17 protein-coding genes are annotated in these 20,558 nt (G+C 60.8%); 9 read left to right on the top strand and 8 right to left on the bottom strand.

From position 1 onward, the window contains the following. Positions 1-65: 65 nt before the first annotated feature. The 4 genes from F4Y38_15985 (at position 66) to F4Y38_15970 (ending at position 3,329) form a co-directional block, all read left to right on the top strand. The gene (locus tag F4Y38_15985) at positions 66-434 is read left to right on the top strand and encodes a nuclear transport factor 2 family protein (protein ID MXY50780.1); all 369 of its coding nucleotides are present in this window, start codon (positions 66-68) and stop codon (positions 432-434) included. Positions 435-502: 68 nt separating this feature from the next. Further along, positions 503-1,462 (top strand): threonine/serine dehydratase, encoded by a 960-nt coding sequence (locus tag F4Y38_15980; protein ID MXY50779.1) that lies wholly within the window; start codon positions 503-505, stop codon positions 1,460-1,462. A 78-nt stretch (positions 1,463-1,540) separates the two neighbouring features. Beyond that, positions 1,541-2,953 (top strand): sulfatase, encoded by a 1,413-nt coding sequence (locus F4Y38_15975; GenBank protein MXY50778.1) that lies wholly within the window; start codon positions 1,541-1,543, stop codon positions 2,951-2,953. A gap of 76 nt (positions 2,954-3,029) precedes the next feature. Then, positions 3,030-3,329 carry a HigA family addiction module antidote protein gene (locus tag F4Y38_15970; protein MXY50777.1) on the top strand — a complete coding sequence of 100 codons (300 nt, stop codon included), beginning with the start codon at positions 3,030-3,032 and terminating at the stop codon, positions 3,327-3,329. Positions 3,330-3,876: 547 nt separating this feature from the next. On the opposite strand, the gene F4Y38_15965 is transcribed toward F4Y38_15970, so the two are convergent. Together F4Y38_15965 and carA are read right to left on the bottom strand one after the other, a co-directional pair. After that, on the bottom strand, positions 3,877-5,667 hold the full coding sequence (locus tag F4Y38_15965; protein MXY50776.1) for a radical SAM protein: 1,791 nt from the start codon (positions 5,665-5,667) through the stop codon (positions 3,877-3,879). Between the two features lie 45 nt (positions 5,668-5,712). Then, positions 5,713-6,849, bottom strand: a complete 1,137-nt coding sequence (gene carA, locus F4Y38_15960) for a glutamine-hydrolyzing carbamoyl-phosphate synthase small subunit (protein MXY50775.1) — start codon at positions 6,847-6,849, stop codon at positions 5,713-5,715. Between the two features lie 130 nt (positions 6,850-6,979). Here carA and F4Y38_15955 point away from each other — a divergent pair, with 130 nt between their 5' ends. Further along, positions 6,980-9,463: a VWA domain-containing protein gene (locus F4Y38_15955; GenBank protein ID MXY50774.1), complete on the top strand. Its 2,484-nt coding sequence runs from the start codon at positions 6,980-6,982 to the stop codon at positions 9,461-9,463. Between the two features lie 7 nt (positions 9,464-9,470). Next, a complete protein-coding gene (gene hflX, locus F4Y38_15950; protein MXY50773.1) occupies positions 9,471-10,778 on the top strand; it encodes a GTPase HflX in 1,308 nt (435 codons plus the stop codon). 52 nt (positions 10,779-10,830) lie between these two features. Here hflX and F4Y38_15945 read toward each other — a convergent pair whose 3' ends face one another. Next, positions 10,831-12,423 carry a GWxTD domain-containing protein gene (locus F4Y38_15945; GenBank protein ID MXY50772.1) on the bottom strand — a complete coding sequence of 531 codons (1,593 nt, stop codon included), beginning with the start codon at positions 12,421-12,423 and terminating at the stop codon, positions 10,831-10,833. Positions 12,424-12,592: 169 nt separating this feature from the next. Between F4Y38_15945 and F4Y38_15940 the strand changes: the two genes are divergently transcribed. Beyond that, entirely contained in the window at positions 12,593-13,636 is a 1,044-nt protein-coding gene (locus tag F4Y38_15940) for a hydroxyacid dehydrogenase (GenBank protein ID MXY50771.1), read from the top strand. Positions 13,637-13,653: 17 nt separating this feature from the next. Here the strand turns inward: F4Y38_15940 and F4Y38_15935 are convergent, their stop codons facing one another. The 5 genes from F4Y38_15935 to F4Y38_15915 form a co-directional block, all read right to left on the bottom strand. Then, the gene (locus F4Y38_15935; protein MXY50770.1) at positions 13,654-14,397 is read right to left on the bottom strand and encodes a phytanoyl-CoA dioxygenase family protein; all 744 of its coding nucleotides are present in this window, start codon (positions 14,395-14,397) and stop codon (positions 13,654-13,656) included. 4 nt (positions 14,398-14,401) lie between these two features. Further along, positions 14,402-15,229: a phytanoyl-CoA dioxygenase family protein gene (locus F4Y38_15930; GenBank protein MXY50769.1), complete on the bottom strand. Its 828-nt coding sequence runs from the start codon at positions 15,227-15,229 to the stop codon at positions 14,402-14,404. A gap of 49 nt (positions 15,230-15,278) precedes the next feature. Then, positions 15,279-16,034, bottom strand: coding sequence for a sugar phosphate isomerase/epimerase (locus F4Y38_15925; protein MXY50768.1), 756 nt, complete (start codon positions 16,032-16,034; stop codon positions 15,279-15,281). A gap of 141 nt (positions 16,035-16,175) precedes the next feature. Beyond that, positions 16,176-16,874, bottom strand: coding sequence for an NUDIX hydrolase (locus F4Y38_15920; GenBank protein ID MXY50767.1), 699 nt, complete (start codon positions 16,872-16,874; stop codon positions 16,176-16,178). Next, complete coding sequence (locus tag F4Y38_15915) at positions 16,850-17,887, bottom strand: Ldh family oxidoreductase (GenBank protein ID MXY50766.1); 1,038 nt, start codon at positions 17,885-17,887, stop codon at positions 16,850-16,852. Before F4Y38_15915 ends, F4Y38_15920 begins: the two co-directional genes overlap by 25 nt. A gap of 184 nt (positions 17,888-18,071) precedes the next feature. On the opposite strand from F4Y38_15915, the gene F4Y38_15910 reads away from it, so the two are divergent. Then, positions 18,072-19,079, top strand: a complete 1,008-nt coding sequence (locus F4Y38_15910) for an SDR family NAD(P)-dependent oxidoreductase (GenBank protein ID MXY50765.1) — start codon at positions 18,072-18,074, stop codon at positions 19,077-19,079. A 177-nt stretch (positions 19,080-19,256) separates the two neighbouring features. After that, entirely contained in the window at positions 19,257-20,510 is a 1,254-nt protein-coding gene (locus tag F4Y38_15905; protein MXY50764.1) for a hypothetical protein, read from the top strand. Positions 20,511-20,558: the final 48 nt, after the last annotated feature.

The raw sequence follows: 20,558 nt of genomic DNA, 5'->3' as shown, positions 1-20,558 counted from the left end.
CGAACGGCACATTTTGCCGCGTAACCACCGGTGGGCAGTTTACGCATTTCCTCGGAGCGTATGGCATGGATCGACAAAACGCGGCGGAACTGGCAAGGCTGTATGTCGAGCGATCGAATCGTCACGTGCTGGACGAGGTGTTTCCCCAATTCGATCCCGAAGCCACCTATCGGTCGTCGCAGTTCGGCCTGTTCGAGGGCTTGGACCAGATCCGGGACATGATGACCGGCTTCTTTGCCGCCTTCCCCGACGTGCACTGGACGGTGGACGATTATCGCGCGGAATCCGACGACACGGCCTCCTTCGAATTCACGATGCGGGCCAGCCATGCCGAAACGGGGCAATCCGTGGTGCGCCGGGGACTCGAAACGATCACCTTCACGGAGGAAGGACTGATCCGCCACATCGAGGTCGAAGTGGCGCAGCCGGGATGACGGGCCGGTAGTACCGACGGCCAGCCGCAATCATCCAACCGCGCTGTTCTGCAGATCGTCTCTCATTAATGCATCCCTTACTCCCCGAAATACTTAGCGCGGAAGAACGCATCAGGTCCCGCGTCCTGCAAACGCCCCTGATCCACTCCATGCCGCTCTCGGCTCAAACCAGGGCGGATGTCTACTTGAAGATGGAAAGCGAGCAGCATACCAATTCCTTCAAGGCGCGCGGGGCCATGAACAAGGTGCTGTCGCTGACCGGCGAGGAGTTGTCACGGGGCGTGGTGACGTCCTCGACGGGCAACCATGCGCAGGGCGTCGCCCGGGCCTGTATGATCACCGGCTGTCCGGGGACCATCTATCTGCCCAACGGCGTCGATCCTTCCAAGATAGAAGCGATCAAGCAGTATCCGGTAGACCTGGTCTTCCACGACGGCAACCCGCTCGAAACAGAGTTGCACGCCAAGCAGCAGGCCGCCGTCCTGGGCAGGATGTGGATTTCACCCTACAACGATCCGCAGATCATCGGCGGCCAGGGTACCATCGGCATCGAACTGTCGCAGCAACTGCCCTCCATTGACGATGTGTTCGTTACTGTCGGCGGCGGCGGGCTGATCGGCGGGATCGCCGTCTATCTGAAGGCGCATAGGCCCGGCACGCGGGTTATCGGCTGCCAGCCCGAACAGTCGGCGGCCATGTATCACTGCGTTCGTGCGGGCCGCATCGTGAGCACCGAGCACGGCGAAACGCTATCCGACGGCTCGGCGGGCGACGTGGAGCCGGGATCGATCACCTTTCCGATCTGCCGCGACCTGGTCGACGATTACATCCTGGTCTCGGAGGAAGAAATCGGCGACGCCATCCGGTTCATGGTCCATGCCCATCACAAGATCGTCGAAGGCGCCGCCGGCGTTGCCGTGGCCTCCTTGCTTCAACAGAAGGATGAATTCCGTGGACGTACCGTGGCCATCGTCATCTGCGGCGCAAACATCGCCGCCTCGACGCTCAGGACCGTACTGGCTTCCTGAGTTTTAAAGTTTAACGCTTCATATCCCAATTTACTCCTTAACGACTCCTTGACACTTCTTAAAAAACGGAAAGGTCCCATGTCCCAGTCACTTCCGAACATCCTGTTTATCATGTCCGACGACCACGCGTCGCACGCCATAAGCGCCTATAGCAACCGGATCAACCGGACGCCCCATATCGACCGGATCGGATCGGAAGGCATGCGGTTCGACAACTGCTTCTGCACCAACTCCATCTGCACGCCCAGCCGGGCGGCCATTCTGACGGGCACGTATAACCACGTAAACGGCGTCACCACCCTGTCCACCCACCTGGACGGCAGGCTGCTGAACTATCCCAAGGTGCTGCAGCAACACGGGTACCAGACGGCGGTGGTGGGCAAGTGGCACCTGGGGCACGGCGGCATCCACGATCCCACGGGCTTCGACTACTGGGACGTCCTGCCCGGCCAGGGCCTGTACCACGACCCCGAGATGATCGAGATGGGAGAGCGGTCGACGCGAAGCGGGTACACCACCGACCTGATCACCGATTATTCGCTGGATTGGCTTCGCGGGCGCGACCGGGACCGCCCCTTCTGCCTTATGGTGCATCACAAGGCGCCGCACCGGCCCTGGGAGCCCGATGACAAACACGCCGCGATGTATGAAGACGAGGACATCCCGGAGCCTGAGACCTTCGACGACGACTATTCGAACCGGTCCCTGGCCGCAGCGGCCGCACGGATGCGCGTCGAACGCGATCTCAACGCCGAGGACCTGAAGGTGCCCGTGCCGGAAGGCCTGTCGCCCGCCGAAGAGAAAAGCTGGAAGTACCAGCGTTATATCAAGGACTACTTGCGGTGCGTGGCCTCGATCGACGACAACGTGGGCAGACTGCTAGACTTCATCGACGAAGAGGACATCGGTGAGGAAACCATCGTGATCTATACGTCGGACCAGGGATTCTTCCTCGGAGACCACGGCTGGTACGACAAACGCTTCATGTACGAGGAATCCCTGCGCATGCCCTTCCTGATCCGCTACCCGAGGGAGGTGGCGCCGGGCACCGTGAACGGCGACATGATCCTGAATGTCGACTTTCCGGCGACCTTCCTGGATTGTGCCGGCGCGGACATACCGTCCTCGTTCCAGGGGCACTCGTTCCGGCCCCTGCTGAGTGGCGAGACCCCGGCCGACTGGCAAACGTCCATGTACTACCGGTACTGGATGCACGGCGCCCACCACAACGTCTGCGCCCACTACGGCGTCCGGACCCTGCGGTACAAGCTGATCTACTATTATGGCGATCCGCTCGGACAGGAAGGCGCGATCGGTCCGAAGACGCAGCCGGAATGGGAACTCTTCGACCTGGAGAAGGACCCCTGCGAGATGAACAGCGTGTACGCGGATCCCGAGTACGCGGAGGTGGTCGCGGAGTTGAAAGCGGAGCTGGCAAGGCTGCAGGAACGCGTAGGGGATGTGGCGTACGGCGCTCAACAAATCGAATGATTTATTGGAGCAAATTTATCAATTTTGTGGCTTAAAAACGGTCAAGCGTTTCGTGTGTCTCCCGATCATCATAGCTATGAACGAAATCATCACACCTGGCGAGATTCTGCTTGAGGAGTATCTCAAGCCTATGGGCATTTCGCAGAATGCCATGGCGCGTGCCATTGGGGTTGCTCCTCGCGCAATCAACGAGATTGTACATGGCCGCCGGTCGATTACGCCATCCATGTCGATTCGCTTTGGGGCCTTTTTCAATCAGTCAGATCAGTTCTGGCATGGGATTCAGGTGGAATGCGACTTTAGAAAGGTCGCCAGGGACAAACCTCGGCTCATCGACGGGATCCAACCTGCTGCGACACTGAATCGGAATCCCTGACTCGTGCGCGAAGGGTGGATCAACTCCTTAGCAATGGAATAGAGACACGCACCGATGATCAAATCGACCTTATACGAAAATTGGCAGACTACCATCCCGGTCGAAGTCCGAAAAGCACTTCGCCTCAAGCCACGTCAACGGCTAATCTATGAGTTGATTCCAGGCGGGGTTGTGTTGAGAGGCGAGTCGGAGTCGCTTAAGGATCTGTATGGCTTACTCGCAGATGGCAAGCCATCCGCGTCCAAAACCGAGGAACGAAGCGCTGTACGAGCAGCCAGAGTGGCAAGATACAAATGACGAAATTCCTGTTGGAAACTAATGTCCTCCTGCGTTTCTTTCGAGGCGACCACGTAGCGTCATTCGACAGGGACTTTGACCGGTTCCACGACGTTATACGCTGGCGGTTCAGCAGTTAGGCCTCTTTCTGCGGCGTGTCAACCCACCAAAAGCAAAAGGCATCCGGGACCAAACGTCCTGGATGCCTTTTTTACAGAAACAGCGTTGTCAGAGTTTACGTCTGATTGATCATGCGCCGCACGGTAGCCGATCAGGCGTCGCCGGTCGCCACCTTGCCCTGGGCGGGCTGGAAATGCACCGCGGCGATGGCCTCGCGCACCTTGTCCACGTTCTCGGTGAAGAGTATGCCGAGCTGGGTCAGGGTCCGGTCCATCCGCGTGTTCTTGTCGTGCACGGGGAAGATGTGCAGGTTCTGGACCCGGGCTCTCACGTCGTCCACCATTTCGCCGGCCATGACGACCAGGTCGGAGTCCTTGAGCACGGATAGCTTCTCCTCGCTGAACTCTTCCACGCGTATGTTCATCTCGGCCAGGAACGTGCGGAGCACCCGGCTCACGTCCACGTTGGACACGGCCAGCACCACGCGCTTGTAGCGGTCCGGCGACAGGGACACGTTCTCGGCGCGGAGATCGGCCAGGTACTCGGTGTGCTCCTTGAACCACCGTTGAAGGATGGAGTAGCCGTTCAGGCGGAGCAGCCCGTTTCGCAGCTGCCGCGCGGCTTCCCGCTTGTTGAGCCTGAGCGCGTTGAACGCGGCACTGGCGAGCTTGTACGCGATGCGGTGCGGCGCGTACATGCCCTTCATCCCTTCCATCACCGTGTTGACCAGCTCGTAGCGGGTCATGTTCGGGACGGGGTGGTTGGCGTGGTGGCCGTCGTAATGGCTCCAGTCGTTGCTCAGGTATTCCCCGCCCTGCAGATCGTAGCGGATGGTGTCTTCGGAACCGGGCAGGTAGGTCAGGATCATGCATTGCGACGTCGCCAGGTCCTTCTTCTTGGCGAACTCGAACTGGGTCTTGATGGTCTCCGGATGATCCGAGTCGGCGCCGGCGATGAACATGGCGTGGAGGTCGATGCCGTGATCATGGATCGCGTCGATGGCCACCTCCACGTCGTGGGCCGTCTCCTTCTTTCCATACAGTTCCAGGGCCGTCTCGTCGATGGATTCGAAACCGACCATAACGCGGTCGCATCCCGCCTCGCGCATCTTCTTCATCAATTCCGGCTGCTTCGAGATCTCGTGGCGCATCTGCGCCGCCCACGGGATGATCAGCTTACGGTCGATCATGCCCTGCATGATGGCCATGGTGCGGTCCACCGGCACGTTGAAGATGTCATCGGCGAAGAAGAGATAGCTGAAATTCGGCATCTTCGTATAGGCTTCCAGCATATCGAGCACGCGCTCGACGGAATGGCCGCGCAGCTTGTGCCCGTTCAGCTTAGTCACCGTGCAGAAACTGCAGTCCCAGGGACAACCCCGCTGCGTCTGTATCGACATGATGTCCATTCTGCCGGACGGTACCAGGCTGAAGTCCGGTATGGGCAGCACGTCCAGATCCTCCGCCTTGGGCCGCTCCGGGTTGTGGACCGGCCGTCCGTCCTCGATCCAGGACAGGTTGGCGATGCCGCGGTAGTCGGCGCCGGACTCCAGGCAACGGACCAGTTCGACCAGGGCATCCTCCCCCTCGCCGCGCACGACGAAGTCGCAGTGCTGCAGGGCTTCGTCGGGCACGAACGTCGGATGCGTTCCACCCATCACGATCGTCTTCTCGGGATAGACGTTCCGGATGAAATCGGCGTATTGGTACGACCCGGGCGCCGTGGACGTCAGGGAGGAGATGCAGATCAGATCGGCTTCCCCGAACTCGTTCGTGTCGATGTCTTCCACCTCTTCCAGCATCACCCGGACGCCGTAGCCCAGGTCCCGCATGATCGTCGCGAGCACGAGACAGCCGATGCGCGGGATATAGGCGTCCGAATAAACGTGGAGGTGGGAGGATTTAGGTTCGAGAAAGAGGATGTGCTTGATACTTTTGCGCATTGCTTGCTCCTGTAGAAACCGTCCGGAAAAGCACCGTCGGCGGGTCTACTGCATGGATGCGATGAATCGGTCGAACAAGTAATCGGCGTCGTGCGGTCCCGGTGACGCTTCGGGATGATACTGTACCGAGAAAACCGGATACCGCCGGTGCCTGAGCCCCTCCAACGTCCGGTCATTGAGATTGATATGGGTCAGTTCCACCTCGGATTCGTCGAGGGTGTCGGCGTCGATGGCGAAGCCGTGGTTCTGGGCGGTGATTTCCACCCGGCCCGATTCGTTCTGCCGCACGGGCTGATTGGCGCCCCGGTGGCCGAACTTCAGCTTGAACCGTTCTCCACCCAGCGCCATGCCCAGTAACTGGTGACCGATGCAGATGCCGAATATGGGTTTCCGCTCGATCAGGACTTTCAACTCGTCAATGGCGTATTGAACGGCGCCCGGATCGCCGGGACCGTTGGACAACATGATGCCGTCGGGGTTCAGCCGCAGCACCTGCTCGGCCGTGTAGTCCGCCGGCAGGACGAGCACCTGGCAGCCCCGACGCGCCAGGTTCCTAAGAATATTGTGCTTAACGCCGTAATCCATGACGACGACCCGATAGGTTCCGGGTTCGTCGAAGCCGTTCCAGATCCCCTCCGGATCGTCGTCGGGAGGGTCCACGTAGATACGACGATCTCCCTCCCACCGGTACGGCCGGTCCGTGGTCACTTCGCGGACCAGGTCCTGGCCAACCATTCTGGGCACGTCACTGGCCTGCCGGACGAGTGTGTCAGGGTCCGCCGCGCCGGAACTTATCACGCCGCGCATGACCCCGTCGACGCGGAGCCTGCGGGTAAGTGCCCGGGTATCGATTCCGGAAATGCCAACGACGCCATGGTCGTCCAGGAAGCGGTCGAGACTGCCGGTCGAGCGCCAATTGCTCGGGTTCCGCTGGTACTCTCGAACCACGAATCCTTCCACGTGGGGGTGGAGCGATTCCAGGTCGCCGGGATTCACGCCGTAATTCCCGATCAACGGGTAGGTCATGGTGACGATCTGACCTTTGTACGACGGGTCGGTCAATACCTCCTGGTATCCGATCATGCTGGTGTTGAAAACGACTTCTCCCACCTTTTTCCCGGTAGCGCCAAAGGATTCGCCTTCGTAGACTGTGCCGTCTTCCAGGGCCAGCCATGCCTCCATAAACGCTCCTTCAGGGGGGTTACCAGCGGGTTGGACCGGATATTGGAGATTACGATACCCGTAACCGGCCTACGTGTCAAGGAAAATCGCCCCGCGGCACCCCGTTCGGCACCCCGTTCGGCACCCCGGTATGCGTGCCCGCCCAAGGAGCCGCAACGCCGGGGCGATACCACCTTCGGCACCCTCCTTACGGCGCGGGCGTTACCCCGGAAGGAGGCCGCCGATCTCCCGATGTTATCGCTTTACGGGCGCCGGCTCCGAAGGTATATTACCAGACCGCCGTGGAGGAAGCAGAATGACCTTTCTGAACGCGTTGATGCTGTTTGGGCTCGTTGCGGTCGCCGTACCGATCGTCATACACCTGTTCCACCGCCAGCGAGTCTCCACCGTCGATTTCAGTTCCGTCATTTTCATCAGGGATCACCATATGCAACGGTCTCGGGCCCTGAGGCTCCGGGAACTCCTGTTGCTTCTTCTGCGGGTGCTCATTGTCCTGCTCCTGGTGATGGCTTTCGCACGGCCGGTCATCGAAGGCCTGGCGGGCGCCTTGCTGGGCAGCAGCGTCGAACAGCGGTCGGTCTTCGTCATCGTACTGGACAATTCATACAGCATGGGCGCCGGACGCTACGGGGACACGCCGTTCAACGCCGCCAGGACCGAGGCCGGACGCATCATGGATGCGATGCAGCCGGGCGACGAGGGCCTGATCATACTGACCGCCGCGCCGCCCGAGGCTGTCCCGCCCGTTCCCACGGACCGGACCGCAGCGCTCTCGGCGCGCCTGTCGGAAGCGGAAGTATCCGAGAGTTCGGGGGACATCGCCGGCGCCGTGCGTCTCGCCCGCCGGAAACTGTCCGGCATCGTATCGGCGAACAAGAGCATCTACATTCTGTCGGATTTGCAGCGAAGCGACTGGGAGCGTCTGGCCGTATCCGCATCGGAGGCGCCTTCGGAATCGCGTGCGCCGATCTACCTCTACCCCTTCGAGGCGGGGAGAGTGGAAAACGCAAGCATCGACGAGGTCTCCGTCAGCGAGGGCCTGCTGATCCGTAATCAACCGGAGCGGTTTGTCGCGACCTTCACCTACCGGAACGGCGTTTCCGCGGGCACACACTGGACCGCGCAGGCCGAGCAGACCGCGCAGGCCGAGCAGGCTGAGCAGGCCGAGCAGGCTGAGCAAGCTGAGCAGGCCGGGCAGGCTGAGCAGGTCGGGCAAACAGAGCAGACCGGGCAGACCGGCCGTACCAGGCGGACCAGGGAACTCCGGCTCGTCATTAACGGCCTGGACCGGGACAGCCGCCAGGTGACGGCCGAAACGGGCGAAGCTGGTTCCGTGCAGTTCAACGTCGTCATCGACACGCCGGGCAGGTATTCCGGTTACGTGGAACTGGACGAGGATGATGTCGCGGCCGATAACCGGCGGTATTTCACCCTCGAGGTTCCGGACGTCTTTGGCGTTACAGCCATCGGACAGAGTGAATCCGGTTACTTCATCGAGCAGGTATTGAGGCCGTCAGGCGGATTGGTCACGCCCGTGGACGTACAGACTGCATCCGCCGACGTGTTGAACAGCGATCTGTACGATACGGGCGTGCTGATCGTGGACGGCGCCGTGGAACTGACGCCGGCGCGGCTATCCAGCCTGGAGCGTTACGTTTCCTCCGGGGGCGGCGTACTGGTCTTTCTCGGTGAGGGACTGGATCCGGCGGCTTACGGAAACGGTTTCTTCACCGGCGTCTTCGACTGCTCGATCACGTCACGAAGGGGAACGCCCGGCAGCAAGTCCTCCTTTCACCGGATGGACCAGGTCGACTCCGAGCATCCCGTGTTTCGTTTCGACGGCCGATACGCCGAATCCCTGTCGGCCGGCGAGGCCAGGTTCTACGCGTCCTATGGCGTCGATGCGGGTCTCGGCGCACGGGTCATCGCGCGATTCATGGACGGAACGCCGGCCGTCCTCGAAGGTCGGTCCGGCAGCGGCCGCGCGCTGTTGGTCGCTTCAGACTTGAACACCGGGTGGAGCGACCTGGCGTTGCGCAGCGCGTTCGTGCCGTTCATGCATCGCAGCGTTCGGTACCTGCATCCGTCGGTGACGGTTGCCGAAGGGGGTCACCTGGCGGGAAGACCCATAGTACAGCCCATGACCGATTTGCGGGCAGACGCCGGCCTCTACCTCGAGTACCCCTCGGGACGTACCGAGACGGTCAATGCCCGGGCCGGACGCCACGGGATTATGGTGGAAGTTCCGGACACGAAACAACCCGGCGTGTATGCGCTGTGGGACGGTGACGCCGTTGTGCAGGCCTTCGCGGTAAATCCGGATACGCGGGAATCGGATCTGGCCCGGTTTTCGCCGGAAGAGGCGGCCGGATTGTTCGGAGCCGGTGAGGATGTCGTACTCATGGATCCGGCGGGCGCCCCGGGCGTTCCTCGCGGTGGGACACTCGGCGCCCCGGGCGGGTATGAGATCTGGAAGTCTTTGATTGTCCTCGCGATGGCGCTCATATTGGCGGAATACTGGCTGTCGGGATCGCGAACCGGGCGGACCGGACGGACCGGACGGGCCGGGCGGGCCGGGCGGGCCGGCAGGAGCATGGACCCAGAAAAAGCGTAGCCACCCTATGCGTGAAATGCACGAAATACCCCGAAACACTCGTGAACGCGCCTTGTTGATCGGCATGGTGCCATCAAAAGAACGGGTCGGCGAGATGGAGGAGTCGCTCGACGAACTCGCCCTGCTGGCCGATACCGCCGGCGCGGAGATCGTCGATCGGGTGATCCAGGTCCGCAGCGCCATGCATCCGGCGTACTATATCGGAACCGGAAAAGCCCGTTCGATCGCCGAACGGTGCGAGGCGGAGGAAATCGACCTCGTGATTTTCGACGACGACCTCACCCCCGCGCAGGTCAGGAACCTGGACCGCGTTATCGAACGGCGCATTCTGGACCGCAGCGGACTGATACTCGATATATTCGCCTCGCGGGCGAAGTCGAAGCAGGCCAAGCTGCAAGTTGAGCTTGCCCAGTTGCAGTATATGATGCCGCGGCTGACGAGGCAGTGGGACCACCTTTCCCGGCAGGAAGGCGGCGTGGCGGCCGGATCGGGCGGCGCCATAGGGGTCCGGGGGCCCGGCGAGACGCAACTGGAGATCGACCGGCGGTTGATCCGCGGGCGCATTACCCACCTTCGCAGGAATCTCGAGCAGGTGGCCGCTTCCTATCACCGGCAGCGACAACGCCGAAGCGCCATGTTCTGTATCGCGCTGATCGGGTACACCAATGCCGGCAAGTCCACGATTTTCAATGGATTCACCGAGGCAGGCACGCTGATCGAGGACAGGCTGTTCGCCACCCTCGACGCGACCACGCGCGTGGTCAACGCGACCCCGGGCCAACCCGTTCTGCTTTCGGATACCGTGGGTTTCATTCGGAAACTGCCCCACCACCTGATCGCATCCTTTAAAAGCACGCTGACCGAGGTCTACGACGCGGACCTGCTGATCCACGTGGTAGACGGCAGCCATCCCAACCACGCGGAACATATCGTGACGGTGAACCAGGTGCTGGCGGAACTGGGGGTTTCCGATCTCCCACTGCTGCTGGTCTTCAACAAGACGGACAGGCTGGAAAGTCCCGACGCCCTGGAATTCCTGCAGCTCTCCTATCCCAACGCCATCACGGTCTCCGCACTGGACCCCGATGACGTGGAGCGGCTGCGCCAGGCGATTTCAATCAGGGTCGACCGCCATCGCGTGGAAGTGGAACTGCTGATTCCCTACGAAAACGGACACGCCATTTCCATGGTCTATGAGTCGGGGGAGGTCCTGCACCGGGAGGACGAACCGGAGGGCGTCCGCCTCACGGTCCGCATGATGCCGTCCGTCGCCGGCCGTCTCGGCAAGACACTGGATGCTTTTGTCTGCGGATAAGTGGAATGAGTGCCGGGCTCTGGGCTTGACCGGGCTCTGGGCTTACCTGGGCTCAGGGCTTGCCCGGATCGGTCTCGGGCGCGCTGAGGGGTACGGGCAGGTTCGGTCCGTCGAATCCCCTGTGTTCCAGGAGCTGGCTCTCGTCAATCAGTAGCAGGTCTTGCCGCCACTGCGGGTTGTATAGTTCTCCCCGCGCCGAGGAATGCACCAGTTCGTACCTGCCGATGTTCCGACGATCACCGAAAACGAAGAAATGACGTCCGCCTTCCGTGGTCCGTGAAGGATCGCCCTGAACGCCTTCCGTATAGTACCAGATCTGGTGTGATTTCATGATGTTGTCGGAATCATGCCGCTCGATCTCCTCCGGCTGTCCGTACCGGATGAAAACCGAGCCCCGGTCGCTTTCCGCCCCGCCCAGCTGATAATCGGCATAGGAGAACCGCTCGTTGAACACCATCATGGATTCGTTCTCCGGGGTCTCGGGCGTCGGGTCCCGCATGCGCCAGAAAGCGATCAGGAATTCGGTCTTACCTTCGAGGTCGAGATTGTCGTAGAGTTCGCGTTCACGCTTGGAAGCGATGATGGCCAGCTGTCTCCGTCCCCGTTTTGCCTGTTCCTCCGTGAGGACAGTGGCGGGCGGCGGTGGCGGCGGAGGCTGGACAATCTCGAAGACGGACGAACTGGTCGCTTCCGTCCCGGCCTGTGCGTCCCTGACCTTGATTTCCAGGGTGTAGATACCTTCCGGGAAGGTCATGTAGTCCAGGACGATCACGTCCAGGCCGTCGGATCCCGATACCTTCCGGTTCTTCCTGGGAGGTAGTGGAAACGTCATCTCGTTGGCATGGCTGGTTACCGACGGGTAGATGTCGTAGGTCGCCTCGTCGGTCGCCGAATCCGGAGTCAGGTTGTACATCTCGAAATACAGGAACAGGTTTCGCGGCTTATAGCTGCCGTCTTCGGGCATTTCAATCCATTTTTCGAATATCCGCAAGGGGTTGGGCAGCACCAGCAGGCCGTTTTTCGTGAACCGGTTCTGCTCCTGCGCCTGCTGAATGAGCGTGGAGAACTGCAGGTCGCTTACAGAAAGTCCGGGTGCGTCAAGCGGCTGTGCGACAAAGGGTTTCTCGGCTTCGCCGGAACGCCTGGAATTGAGGTCGGTCACGATGGCCTTCGCCCGGTACTTGCCCGGAGCGACGCCTGCGGCGATCTGTTCCAGTACCACTCTTTCCTCGCCCCTTCGGGTGATGGTGACGGGCCGGTCCGTCTGGTATTCCCTTTTCTGAACCGACTGGAAGACGGCGTTGTCCTGCTCGTTGATGATGGACAGATCGATCTGGAAGGTGGCGGCGTAGACACCGTCATCTTTTTCTTCAAGGGTAAAACCGCTCGGACGGCACAGGAAATAGAACTCCACGTAGGTTTGTCCTTCCTCCCCCCTGAAACCGCTCACGTCCACGGAAAAGTCGATTTCGCCGGTGCTGTTCGCCGGCACGAGGAGGGGGTCGCCTCCGGCGCCGGTGGAATCCGGTTCCGCCGCGGCGTCGGAATCCGCCTCCGGCACGGCGGGATCCTTTTCCTGCGTGTGAACGGTCCAGGCGAAGAGAAGGCAGATCAGACAGGCTATACGGCTGTAGTGTCGAATCACTTCGGGGTTCTCCGGTTCGGTGTCGTTCCGGAATCCCGATCTTCACGGGAACCCGGCCGCCGCGTTTCATGCCGATTGAAGGATATCGATTGACTTGCGGATCATGGAAGAACGTTCTATGATATCCCACGGCCATGTGCGGCTTTGTGCTGAACGATAGTCGTAATGTATGGATTTCTTTGATGCCGGGCAACCCATTTGTCGCAACGGCGGGGTTCGCTCGGCCTGTATTGTGCAGGAGCGTTCCATGTTGAGGCTCTGGTCGGATCGAACCATTCCTCCCGAGATTCGTGCGGAGTTCGACCAGCGGCTGCACGTCAACGGCTCGGCGGAAGCGTCGCCCGATGATCCGCTCCGGGACCTGCCCGGCGCCCACGCGATCGTCGCCGGCGCCCGCCGGAACTACGACGGCGGCTTTCTGTACCGATATCCGGACGTGAAGGTCATCTGCAGGACGGGTATCGGCATCGACAACATCGTCGTTCAGGATGCCACGGAACGGGGCGTCGCCGTCTGCAATACACCGGAAGGCCCCACCGTATCCACCGCGGAAACGGCGATTGCCCTGATCCTGTCCGCGGTCAAGCATATCAAGCGGGTTTCCGGCGAATTCGCAGAACGTCCCGGGAAGGACTACCTGTCGGGCTACCAGGGCATGGAGGTCTTCGGACGGACGCTGGGTCTGATCGGCTTGGGACGCATCGGCGGCCGGGTCGGGGAACTGGCCGCCGCCCTGGGCATGCGGGTGATAGCCTACGATCCCTATATCGGGGCGGAGCGGGCGACGGCCATGGGCATCGAACGGGCGGAGCGGATCGAGGACGTGCTGGCCCGGTCGGATGTCGTCTCCCTGCACGCGCCGCTCACGGAGGAAACACACCGGCTGATGGACGGAAAACGCTTCGCACAGATGAAACCGGGCGCGTTCTTCGTCAATGTTTCTCGGGGCGGTCTGGTGGACGAAGAAGCGCTCTGCGCCGCCCTCGACCGGGGTCATCTCGACGGGGCCGGCCTGGATGTATTCGATCCCGAACCCCCGTCCCCTGAGAACCCGCTGCTCCACCGCGCCGATGTCGTCGTCACCCCGCATATCGCCGGCGTAACGGTCGCGAGCCGGGAACGCATGTGGCACATGGCGCTGACCATGGCCCTCCAGGTATGGAACGGCGAGCGGCCGGACCACATCGTCAATCCGGAAGTCCTGACCGGCTGAGACCGGGCGGATGCGGACTACCTGAAGACCTGGACGTCGGCCGCCCGGGGCGTGTCCACGCCGTGCTTCATGCGCATGATCTCCTTCTGGCGGTTCGAAAGCAGGCCGTACCACTCCGCAGGAAACCCTTCGTGGGGATCATACTGGAACATGAGCATGCGTTTCCGGTAGTGGGCGAACAGGGCGTGCCGATTGGCTCTGCCGTGGTTGGCGCCGCCCGCGTGCCAGCACTGGCCGTTGAAGACCAGCACGCTGCCCGCCGGCGCGGCAGGCTGCACGTAGTACTTCACGTCGGCATCGCTGGCGGGATGGGGAAGCCCGCTTCGGTGGGTGCCGGGCACGACCCGGGTCCCGCCGTTTTCCGGCGAGAAGCCGTCCAGCATCCACACGGTGTTCATCATGACCGGCGAGGCCATGTTGAGCATTTCGGCCGGGATGTCGCTGTGAAAGCCCTGGTCGCCGTCTCCCGGACGCACGATGCGGCTGTTCAGGCTTCCCAGGATCAGCGACGGCTCGAGGTAATGCTCGAGAATGGGCAGGATGCGGGGGTGATCGATGACCGGGAAGAAGATCGGGTCCAGGGTAGGCAGGTTGGCGACGTGCCGGCAGGACCCCGCGCCTTCCCGTTCTTCGCCGACCTCTTCGGCCAGACGTATCAGCACCCGGCGCATCGATTCGACCTCGTCGCCGGACAGGACACCTTCCACCACCGTGAATCCGTATACGTCCAGCTCGTAAACGGCGTTTTCAAGCTCGGTCATCGCACTACACCAGGTACTTTCCGGGGATGCGAGTGACTTCGTACTGGGCGTCCGGCGGACGGCTCGCGATGGGTCCGGGGACCTTGCCGGTCCAGTAATCCGGTACGGTCACGGGCCGGTTGTGCCAGCCCAGGAGCAGCGTCCGCCTGCGATCGGTGTTGTTGCCCCGTGCCGAATGCAGGACACGCGCTTCCCCGATGACCAGGTCGCCGGCCTTCACGGGTAGATCCACGGCATCCGGGTGGTCGCCGAACATATGCGGATCCTGCACATCGGCGAAATACGCGGTCTGCTGATGGGGGACCTCCACCTGGCCGTGCAGGGGGATGCGCCGGCGATGCGTGCCGGGTATGACGCGGAAACACCCGTTCTCGAAGTCTGTGTCCACGAGATAGTAGGAAAGGAAAATGGTCTGCGGCCAGGGCGCCATGCTGATGGGATCGTTCCACGCCATCCAGTCCTGATGCCAGTATAGCGGCGGACCGCCGGCCGGTTTGCTGAGGATGATAACGATGCCGGACGGGGTGAAATCCGTCAGGCCCATGGCTTCCAGGATCTCGCGGGTGACGGGCCAGTCGAGCAGGTTCCCCATCACCGCGTTGTCTTTGCCGGTCACATGCAGGTCGGAGCCCTGGTACTGCCACTCGGGCGGGTGATCCGCGGCATCGAGCAGCCGGTCCGATTCCTCCCGAAGGACAGCCAGGAAGTCCTCGGGCAGCACGCCTTCGATATGGCAGTAGCCGTCCCGGACCAGTTGTCCGCGTTTCCGTTCGCCTTCTTCCCGGGTCATGCTCCTTCTCCTTCTCCTGCTCGTCGTGTGCAGACGCTCCATCCCGTGTCAGGCGCACCGTACGTAAGGAACCACGGCCCGCCCGAATCTGCTACCTGTTACCCCGGGAAAGGCCGTTATCCACCAGGTAGTTATAGCTTTTCCGGACCGCTTCGACCATGTCCGTCGCGCAACTGTCCAGTTCGACGATATGCCACTCGGTATGGTCTCCACCGGCCGCGATCACGCCGGGGAGGTCCACTTTCCCTTCGCCCAGGGCGGTCATGTCCGTATTCCGAAGGCAGGGCCCGTCCTTGAGGTGGAGCAGCGGCGCGCGGGCCCCGAGCTGTTCGAGCACGCCGGCCGGGTCCGGTCCGCCGACCTGCACCCAGTACACGTCCACCTGGAAGAATACCTCGGGCGTGAGATGCTCCAGGAGGATATCCGTCGCGATCCGTCCTTCCACCTCCTGGTACTCCCACCAGTGATTGTGAATCCCGAAGGTCATGCCGTGGGGCGCAACGGACTCCGCGGCCTCGTTGAAGCGGTCCGCCGACCACTTGATGCGGTCCACGCTGCTGTGGTCGTCAGCGCCCAGACCGGACACGACACGCTTCGTCCCGATCGCGTCCGCGGTCTCGACGACGTAGGACCTGTTCTCGCCCACGGGCAGGGGAAGGTGGGCGCTGGGAACCTCGAGATCCAGCGATTCGAAGAGCCGGCCGGCCGCCTCCGGCGTCGTGCCGGGAAACCCGGCGGGTTCTACGCCCGCGTACCCGATTTCGGCCGTCAGGTTCACCACGCGTTCGAAGTTCTCGTCGGCCAATGTTCTGAGGGTATACAATTGCAGGGCTACGGGTGGGGGCATGGTGCGGCACCTCTTTCGGTTCTGAAGCCGTCCCGAGCGTCTCGGATCGAGCGCCTCGGAACGGGGCGGAATGTCCGGGAAAGATTGTCGGCAAACGCGGGGAGAATATACGCCCACCCCGGGAGGCGTGCAAGCGAATCGTCATGAGAATCCGTAAACGAATTCCCCACCGCCCCGCTTCAGGACGGCGTCGCCTTTGCGGAGCATGCGAAGCACGCTTTCTTCGTGGACGACCCCGAGCAGTTCTTCCCTGGTAAACCACCTGAGATCGTGGGATTCGTCGCTGATTTCGAGCGGTTGCTCCGCGGCGGCGGCCAGCAGATAGCGCAGGTCGTAGTGCGCGTGAGCAGGGACGCCGGACCGGGCGGCGATTACGTGAATGTCCACGTCCAGTGGAACGTAGCCGTCAGGTCCCCGGAACAGCCCGAATCCATCGAGCCCCGATTCCTCTTCAGCTTCCCGGAGAGCGACGAGGTGGGGCCGGGGACAACCGTCCGCGTGGCCGCCCAGTTGCAGCCAGCGGTCGAAGATCCGGTGCCGGGTCAACAGGTATTTAGACCGGTCGGGCGAGACGATCCAGGCCGAACCGGTGATGTGGCCCGGCATGCACGTCCTTTCGAAGCAGTCGGAGCGTCCGGCGACCAGGTCCCTAATCCGGGCGACCGTGTCCGCTTCCACGGGATAACTCGCCTGGTAATGGTCCAGCGTATGCAGGAGGACTTCCCGATCCGCATGCCCGGCCTCTTCATTGCCAGGTACGCTCGACGGTCCTGTCTTAGGTGGCTTCGGCCTCAACGGTCCGTTTTCCGGTGGCCTCATCCGTCCGTTTCCCAGTAGCATGGCACGCCCAGGTCATCGCCAAGTTCCCGAAGCGATCGGATATGGGCGTCGTCCAGGGGAATGCCGTCCACGCCGAAATCGGCCTCCCGTTCGGCTTCGATTTCCCCCGGTAGAAGTGCGCGATCAAGCCCTGGCAGGGGTTGCATGGCGTGCACTTTTTGGCGCAGATCCGCGACCGTCCGCGTGTAATCGGACGGGTCTCCGATGAAGGCGGGGTCCAGGACGATGGCGGTCAGGCTGCTGGTGGCGCCCGGAAAGCGTACCTCAACAGGTGACTGCGCGTCCACGGGCCAGGTCATCATGACGGAGACGACCTGGTAGGCCAGCCCCTTGATCAAGGGGAGCACGCTGATCTCCGCGATTTCCCGCTGAACGTCGGGCAGTTCCAGGTGCACGCCCATATCGATCAGCACGGGCGGCTCACCTTCCGCCGAAGGGAATCCGAAGCTCACGGGCGGGTTGTTCAACGCCTGGACGACGGGCTCCGGCCGGTCGAAGGGAAGGCGACTCATGGGCGTGCTGTAGTACAGGCAGATCATGCCTGCCCCGGTCGCGATGCGCGTCCAGTTGCCGACCGAACCCGTGTGGCCGCAGTGGGTCGCCGTGACCAGGCAGATCCCCAACGTACGCGCTTTGGACACCGCCGAACGAATCGCCCGGGCGGACACCAGATGTCCGATGCCTCCATCACCGTCCCACTGCACCACGGCGCCCGCTTCCCGGAAGATCCTGATATTCGGCTTCGGATTGTACTTCCCCGACTGGAAGGACCTCACGTAGCCCGATAGCTGGCGGGTGCCGTGGCTGAGGACGCCGCGCAGGTCCGTCGCGGTCAGGTAATCGGCCAGTTCCGTCGCGTGGGCTTCCGATTGCCCGGCCTTGCGAAGCGCTTCTTCGGCAAAGCGGTGCAGGACCTTCGCGTCGTAGCGTGGATTGGTGTAGTCGACCGGGATGATGGCCATACATGCCTCCGGGGTCAAAGTCGTCCCGTGTATACCTTTCTTTGAAACCATACCATAATGGGACCCGGACGGCAAAACAACCGCTATCCGATCACCCCGCCGATCACTTTGACATGCGCTGCCGCGGCATGTACCTTTTGATCTGTTTCAACACTTATTCTTCAACGCTTTCTTTACTTCGTTTCTTACAACGTCATGTGCCGATTTACGGTCGGACCCACTGCCGGGATATGAGATGACAACGAAACCATTACATGATCGCGTGGCGGTCGTTGCGGGCGCGACGCGCGGTACCGGACGGGGGATCGCCCGCATGCTCGGTGCGGTGGGTGCCACGGTCTACTGCTCCGGGCGAAGCGTGAAAGGCCATCCCGCCACACCGGGCCGGCCCGAGACGATCGAAGAAACCGCCGAAATGGTCACGGCCGAAGGCGGCCGCGGTATTGCGGCGAGGACCGACCACACCGTTGAAGCCGAAGTGGAGCGGTTATTCGCGCGCGTCAGGGACGAGCAGGGCCGGCTCGACCTCCTGGTCAACGACATCTGGGGCGGCGATGAATTGATCGAATGGGGTTCGCCTTTCTGGGAACTCGATACGGCCAAGGGGTTGAAAATGCTCGAAGGAGCGGTGCACACCCATATCATCACGAGCCGGTACGGGGTACCCATGATGATCGAGCGGAACGCCGGACTGATCGTGGAAGTCACCGACGGCGACACGATGGGCTACCGGGGCAACTTATTCTACGATTTCGCCAAAAACGCCACGATCCGGCTGGGCTACGCCATGTCCCGCGACCTCCACGCACACAACATCACCGCGCTGACCGTTACACCCGGCTTTCTGCGGTCCGAAGCGATGCTCGACGGCATGGGGATCACGGAGGAAAACTGGCGGGATGGGATCAAGCATGACTCGTTTTTCGAGGAATCGGAAACGCCGTGTTACATGGGCAGGGGCGTAGCGGCCCTGGCCGCCGATCCGGACGTCGTGTCGAAGCACGGCGGGTTGTACGGAAGCTGGACGCTCGCGAAGGAGTATGGTTTTACGGACGTGGACGGACGCCAGCCGGATTGGGGCGGCTATTTTAGTGCCAGGATACGGGAAATCACAGATCACCAGGAATCGCCGGACGAGATGGATATATACAATGTCCGCGCACGCATGAATCAGATCGAGTTGGATCCTGCCGCAGAAGAGGAATACAGGCGCACGAGGGCGTATCTGGAGAAGCACGATTAACCGAGGTTAGAGGTGGTGTTAAAGTAACTAAGGGTACTGCTATCTCATAGAGACTGTTCACACCACTAATGCTGTATCGTTCAACTGAAGTCGTAACGTCCAACAATGGATTCACCCACTGTTCAGCTGCCAGGACAGTGCCACGACCGTTCTAGATATGAAGCTGGAGCGCTACCTATGCAAGACAGACTAATCAAAATCGACACAGCCCATAACAATGAAGTGGAGATCTATGAACGACTGCGCCTCGGAGCCAACGTATCCGAAGGAAGTATGAGCGAGTCAACCCTTCAGAACCTTCTGTATCGACATCCCGAGACGCTTCCGATTTCAGCAATCGATCCAGCATACATGGGAATCTTACCAGTATGTACTGAATTGAGAACTCCATCTGGTAAAGTAGATGCTTTGTATGTCAACCCCCATGGGCGACTGGTACTTGCAGAATTCAAGCTATGGCGTAATCCGGAAGCGCGACGCGAGGTTATTGGTCAGATTCTCGATTATGCCAAGGACCTGGCTTCATGGGGATATGAAGATTTGCTACGCGAAGTATCACTCAACACGGGAAATACAGGGAATGTTCTTTTCAATTTGGTCAGGAACGAAAACAATGCTGTGAACGAGAATGACTTTGTAGACAATGTAAGCCGTCACCTGAGACGAGGGGAGTTTCTACTGCTTATCGTAGGTGATGGAATTCAGGAGGGCGTAGAAAACATAGTCGACTTCGTTCAGAGGTACAGTGGGTTGCACTTCAACTTGGCGCTGGTAGAATCGATTCTTTTTAGAGACGCTTCCGATCAACTTTTCGTTCATCCACGCGTCCTGGCGCGCACCGAGATTGTGCAGCGATTCACTTTCGAGGGGGACTTTGGGTCGCTCATGCCAGTTGATCCCGATGAGACTGATGAAGGTAGTGGTACGAGTACAATTTCTGAAAGCGAACAGGAGAACCAGCGATTCTGGACAGACGTTCTAAGTGATTTAAAGTTTTCTGATTCTACGGTTAATGTGCCAGCAGACACATGGCCGGAGATTCCCCGTGGCTCAACCCTGCATATACCAGTTAGAAATTCGTCATTCAACGGCTGGGCGTTGACCTTTGTCGCATTTCTATATCGACGCCAGGGCACTATGGGCTGCTATCTGTCTGTACGTAAGAACCATACCAGGGAGGAACGGATATTTGAGGAAATCACTTCATCACTTGATGTATACAGGATCAAAATCGGGAATGACCTGGACTGCTGGGAAAACGCAAATGGCAGACCCAGACTCGGTTTTACCTTAAATTGCGACACATCTTTTTTAAGAGATAGTGAAAGTGAGGAATTCAGAAACGCTGTTTTCTGGATGCGTAATCACTTCAACAAGCTGGTAAGTAACCTGCACCCGGAACTCCAGAAAAACCTCCAAGAAAGTCGATGAATCGGGGCTACAAAGATACTAATTACGTATATACTTGTTTACATCTTT

The sequence above is a fragment of the Gemmatimonadota bacterium genome (assembly GCA_009838645.1).
Classification (GTDB): domain Bacteria; phylum JAAXHH01; class JAAXHH01; order JAAXHH01; family JAAXHH01; genus JAAXHH01.
Note: the sequence above shows the minus strand (reverse complement) of the source record. Positions and strands in the feature narration are given on the sequence as shown.

Coding starts and splice junctions, on each gene's coding strand:
- F4Y38_15985 (MXY50780.1), top strand. CDS start 66: ATGGATCGACAAAACGCGGCGGAACTGGCAAGGCTGTATGTCGAGCGA.
- F4Y38_15980 (MXY50779.1), top strand. CDS start 503: ATGCATCCCTTACTCCCCGAAATACTTAGCGCGGAAGAACGCATCAGG.
- F4Y38_15975 (MXY50778.1), top strand. CDS start 1,541: ATGTCCCAGTCACTTCCGAACATCCTGTTTATCATGTCCGACGACCAC.
- F4Y38_15970 (MXY50777.1), top strand. CDS start 3,030: ATGAACGAAATCATCACACCTGGCGAGATTCTGCTTGAGGAGTATCTC.
- F4Y38_15965 (MXY50776.1), bottom strand. CDS start 5,667: ATGCGCAAAAGTATCAAGCACATCCTCTTTCTCGAACCTAAATCCTCC.
- carA (MXY50775.1), bottom strand. CDS start 6,849: ATGGAGGCATGGCTGGCCCTGGAAGACGGCACAGTCTACGAAGGCGAA.
- F4Y38_15955 (MXY50774.1), top strand. CDS start 6,980: ATGCGTGCCCGCCCAAGGAGCCGCAACGCCGGGGCGATACCACCTTCG.
- hflX (MXY50773.1), top strand. CDS start 9,471: ATGCGTGAAATGCACGAAATACCCCGAAACACTCGTGAACGCGCCTTG.
- F4Y38_15940 (MXY50771.1), top strand. CDS start 12,593: ATGGATTTCTTTGATGCCGGGCAACCCATTTGTCGCAACGGCGGGGTT.
- F4Y38_15935 (MXY50770.1), bottom strand. CDS start 14,397: ATGACCGAGCTTGAAAACGCCGTTTACGAGCTGGACGTATACGGATTC.
- F4Y38_15930 (MXY50769.1), bottom strand. CDS start 15,229: ATGGAGCGTCTGCACACGACGAGCAGGAGAAGGAGAAGGAGCATGACC.
- F4Y38_15925 (MXY50768.1), bottom strand. CDS start 16,034: ATGCCCCCACCCGTAGCCCTGCAATTGTATACCCTCAGAACATTGGCC.
- F4Y38_15920 (MXY50767.1), bottom strand. CDS start 16,874: ATGCTACTGGGAAACGGACGGATGAGGCCACCGGAAAACGGACCGTTG.
- F4Y38_15915 (MXY50766.1), bottom strand. CDS start 17,887: ATGGTTTCAAAGAAAGGTATACACGGGACGACTTTGACCCCGGAGGCA.
- F4Y38_15910 (MXY50765.1), top strand. CDS start 18,072: ATGACAACGAAACCATTACATGATCGCGTGGCGGTCGTTGCGGGCGCG.
- F4Y38_15905 (MXY50764.1), top strand. CDS start 19,257: ATGCAAGACAGACTAATCAAAATCGACACAGCCCATAACAATGAAGTG.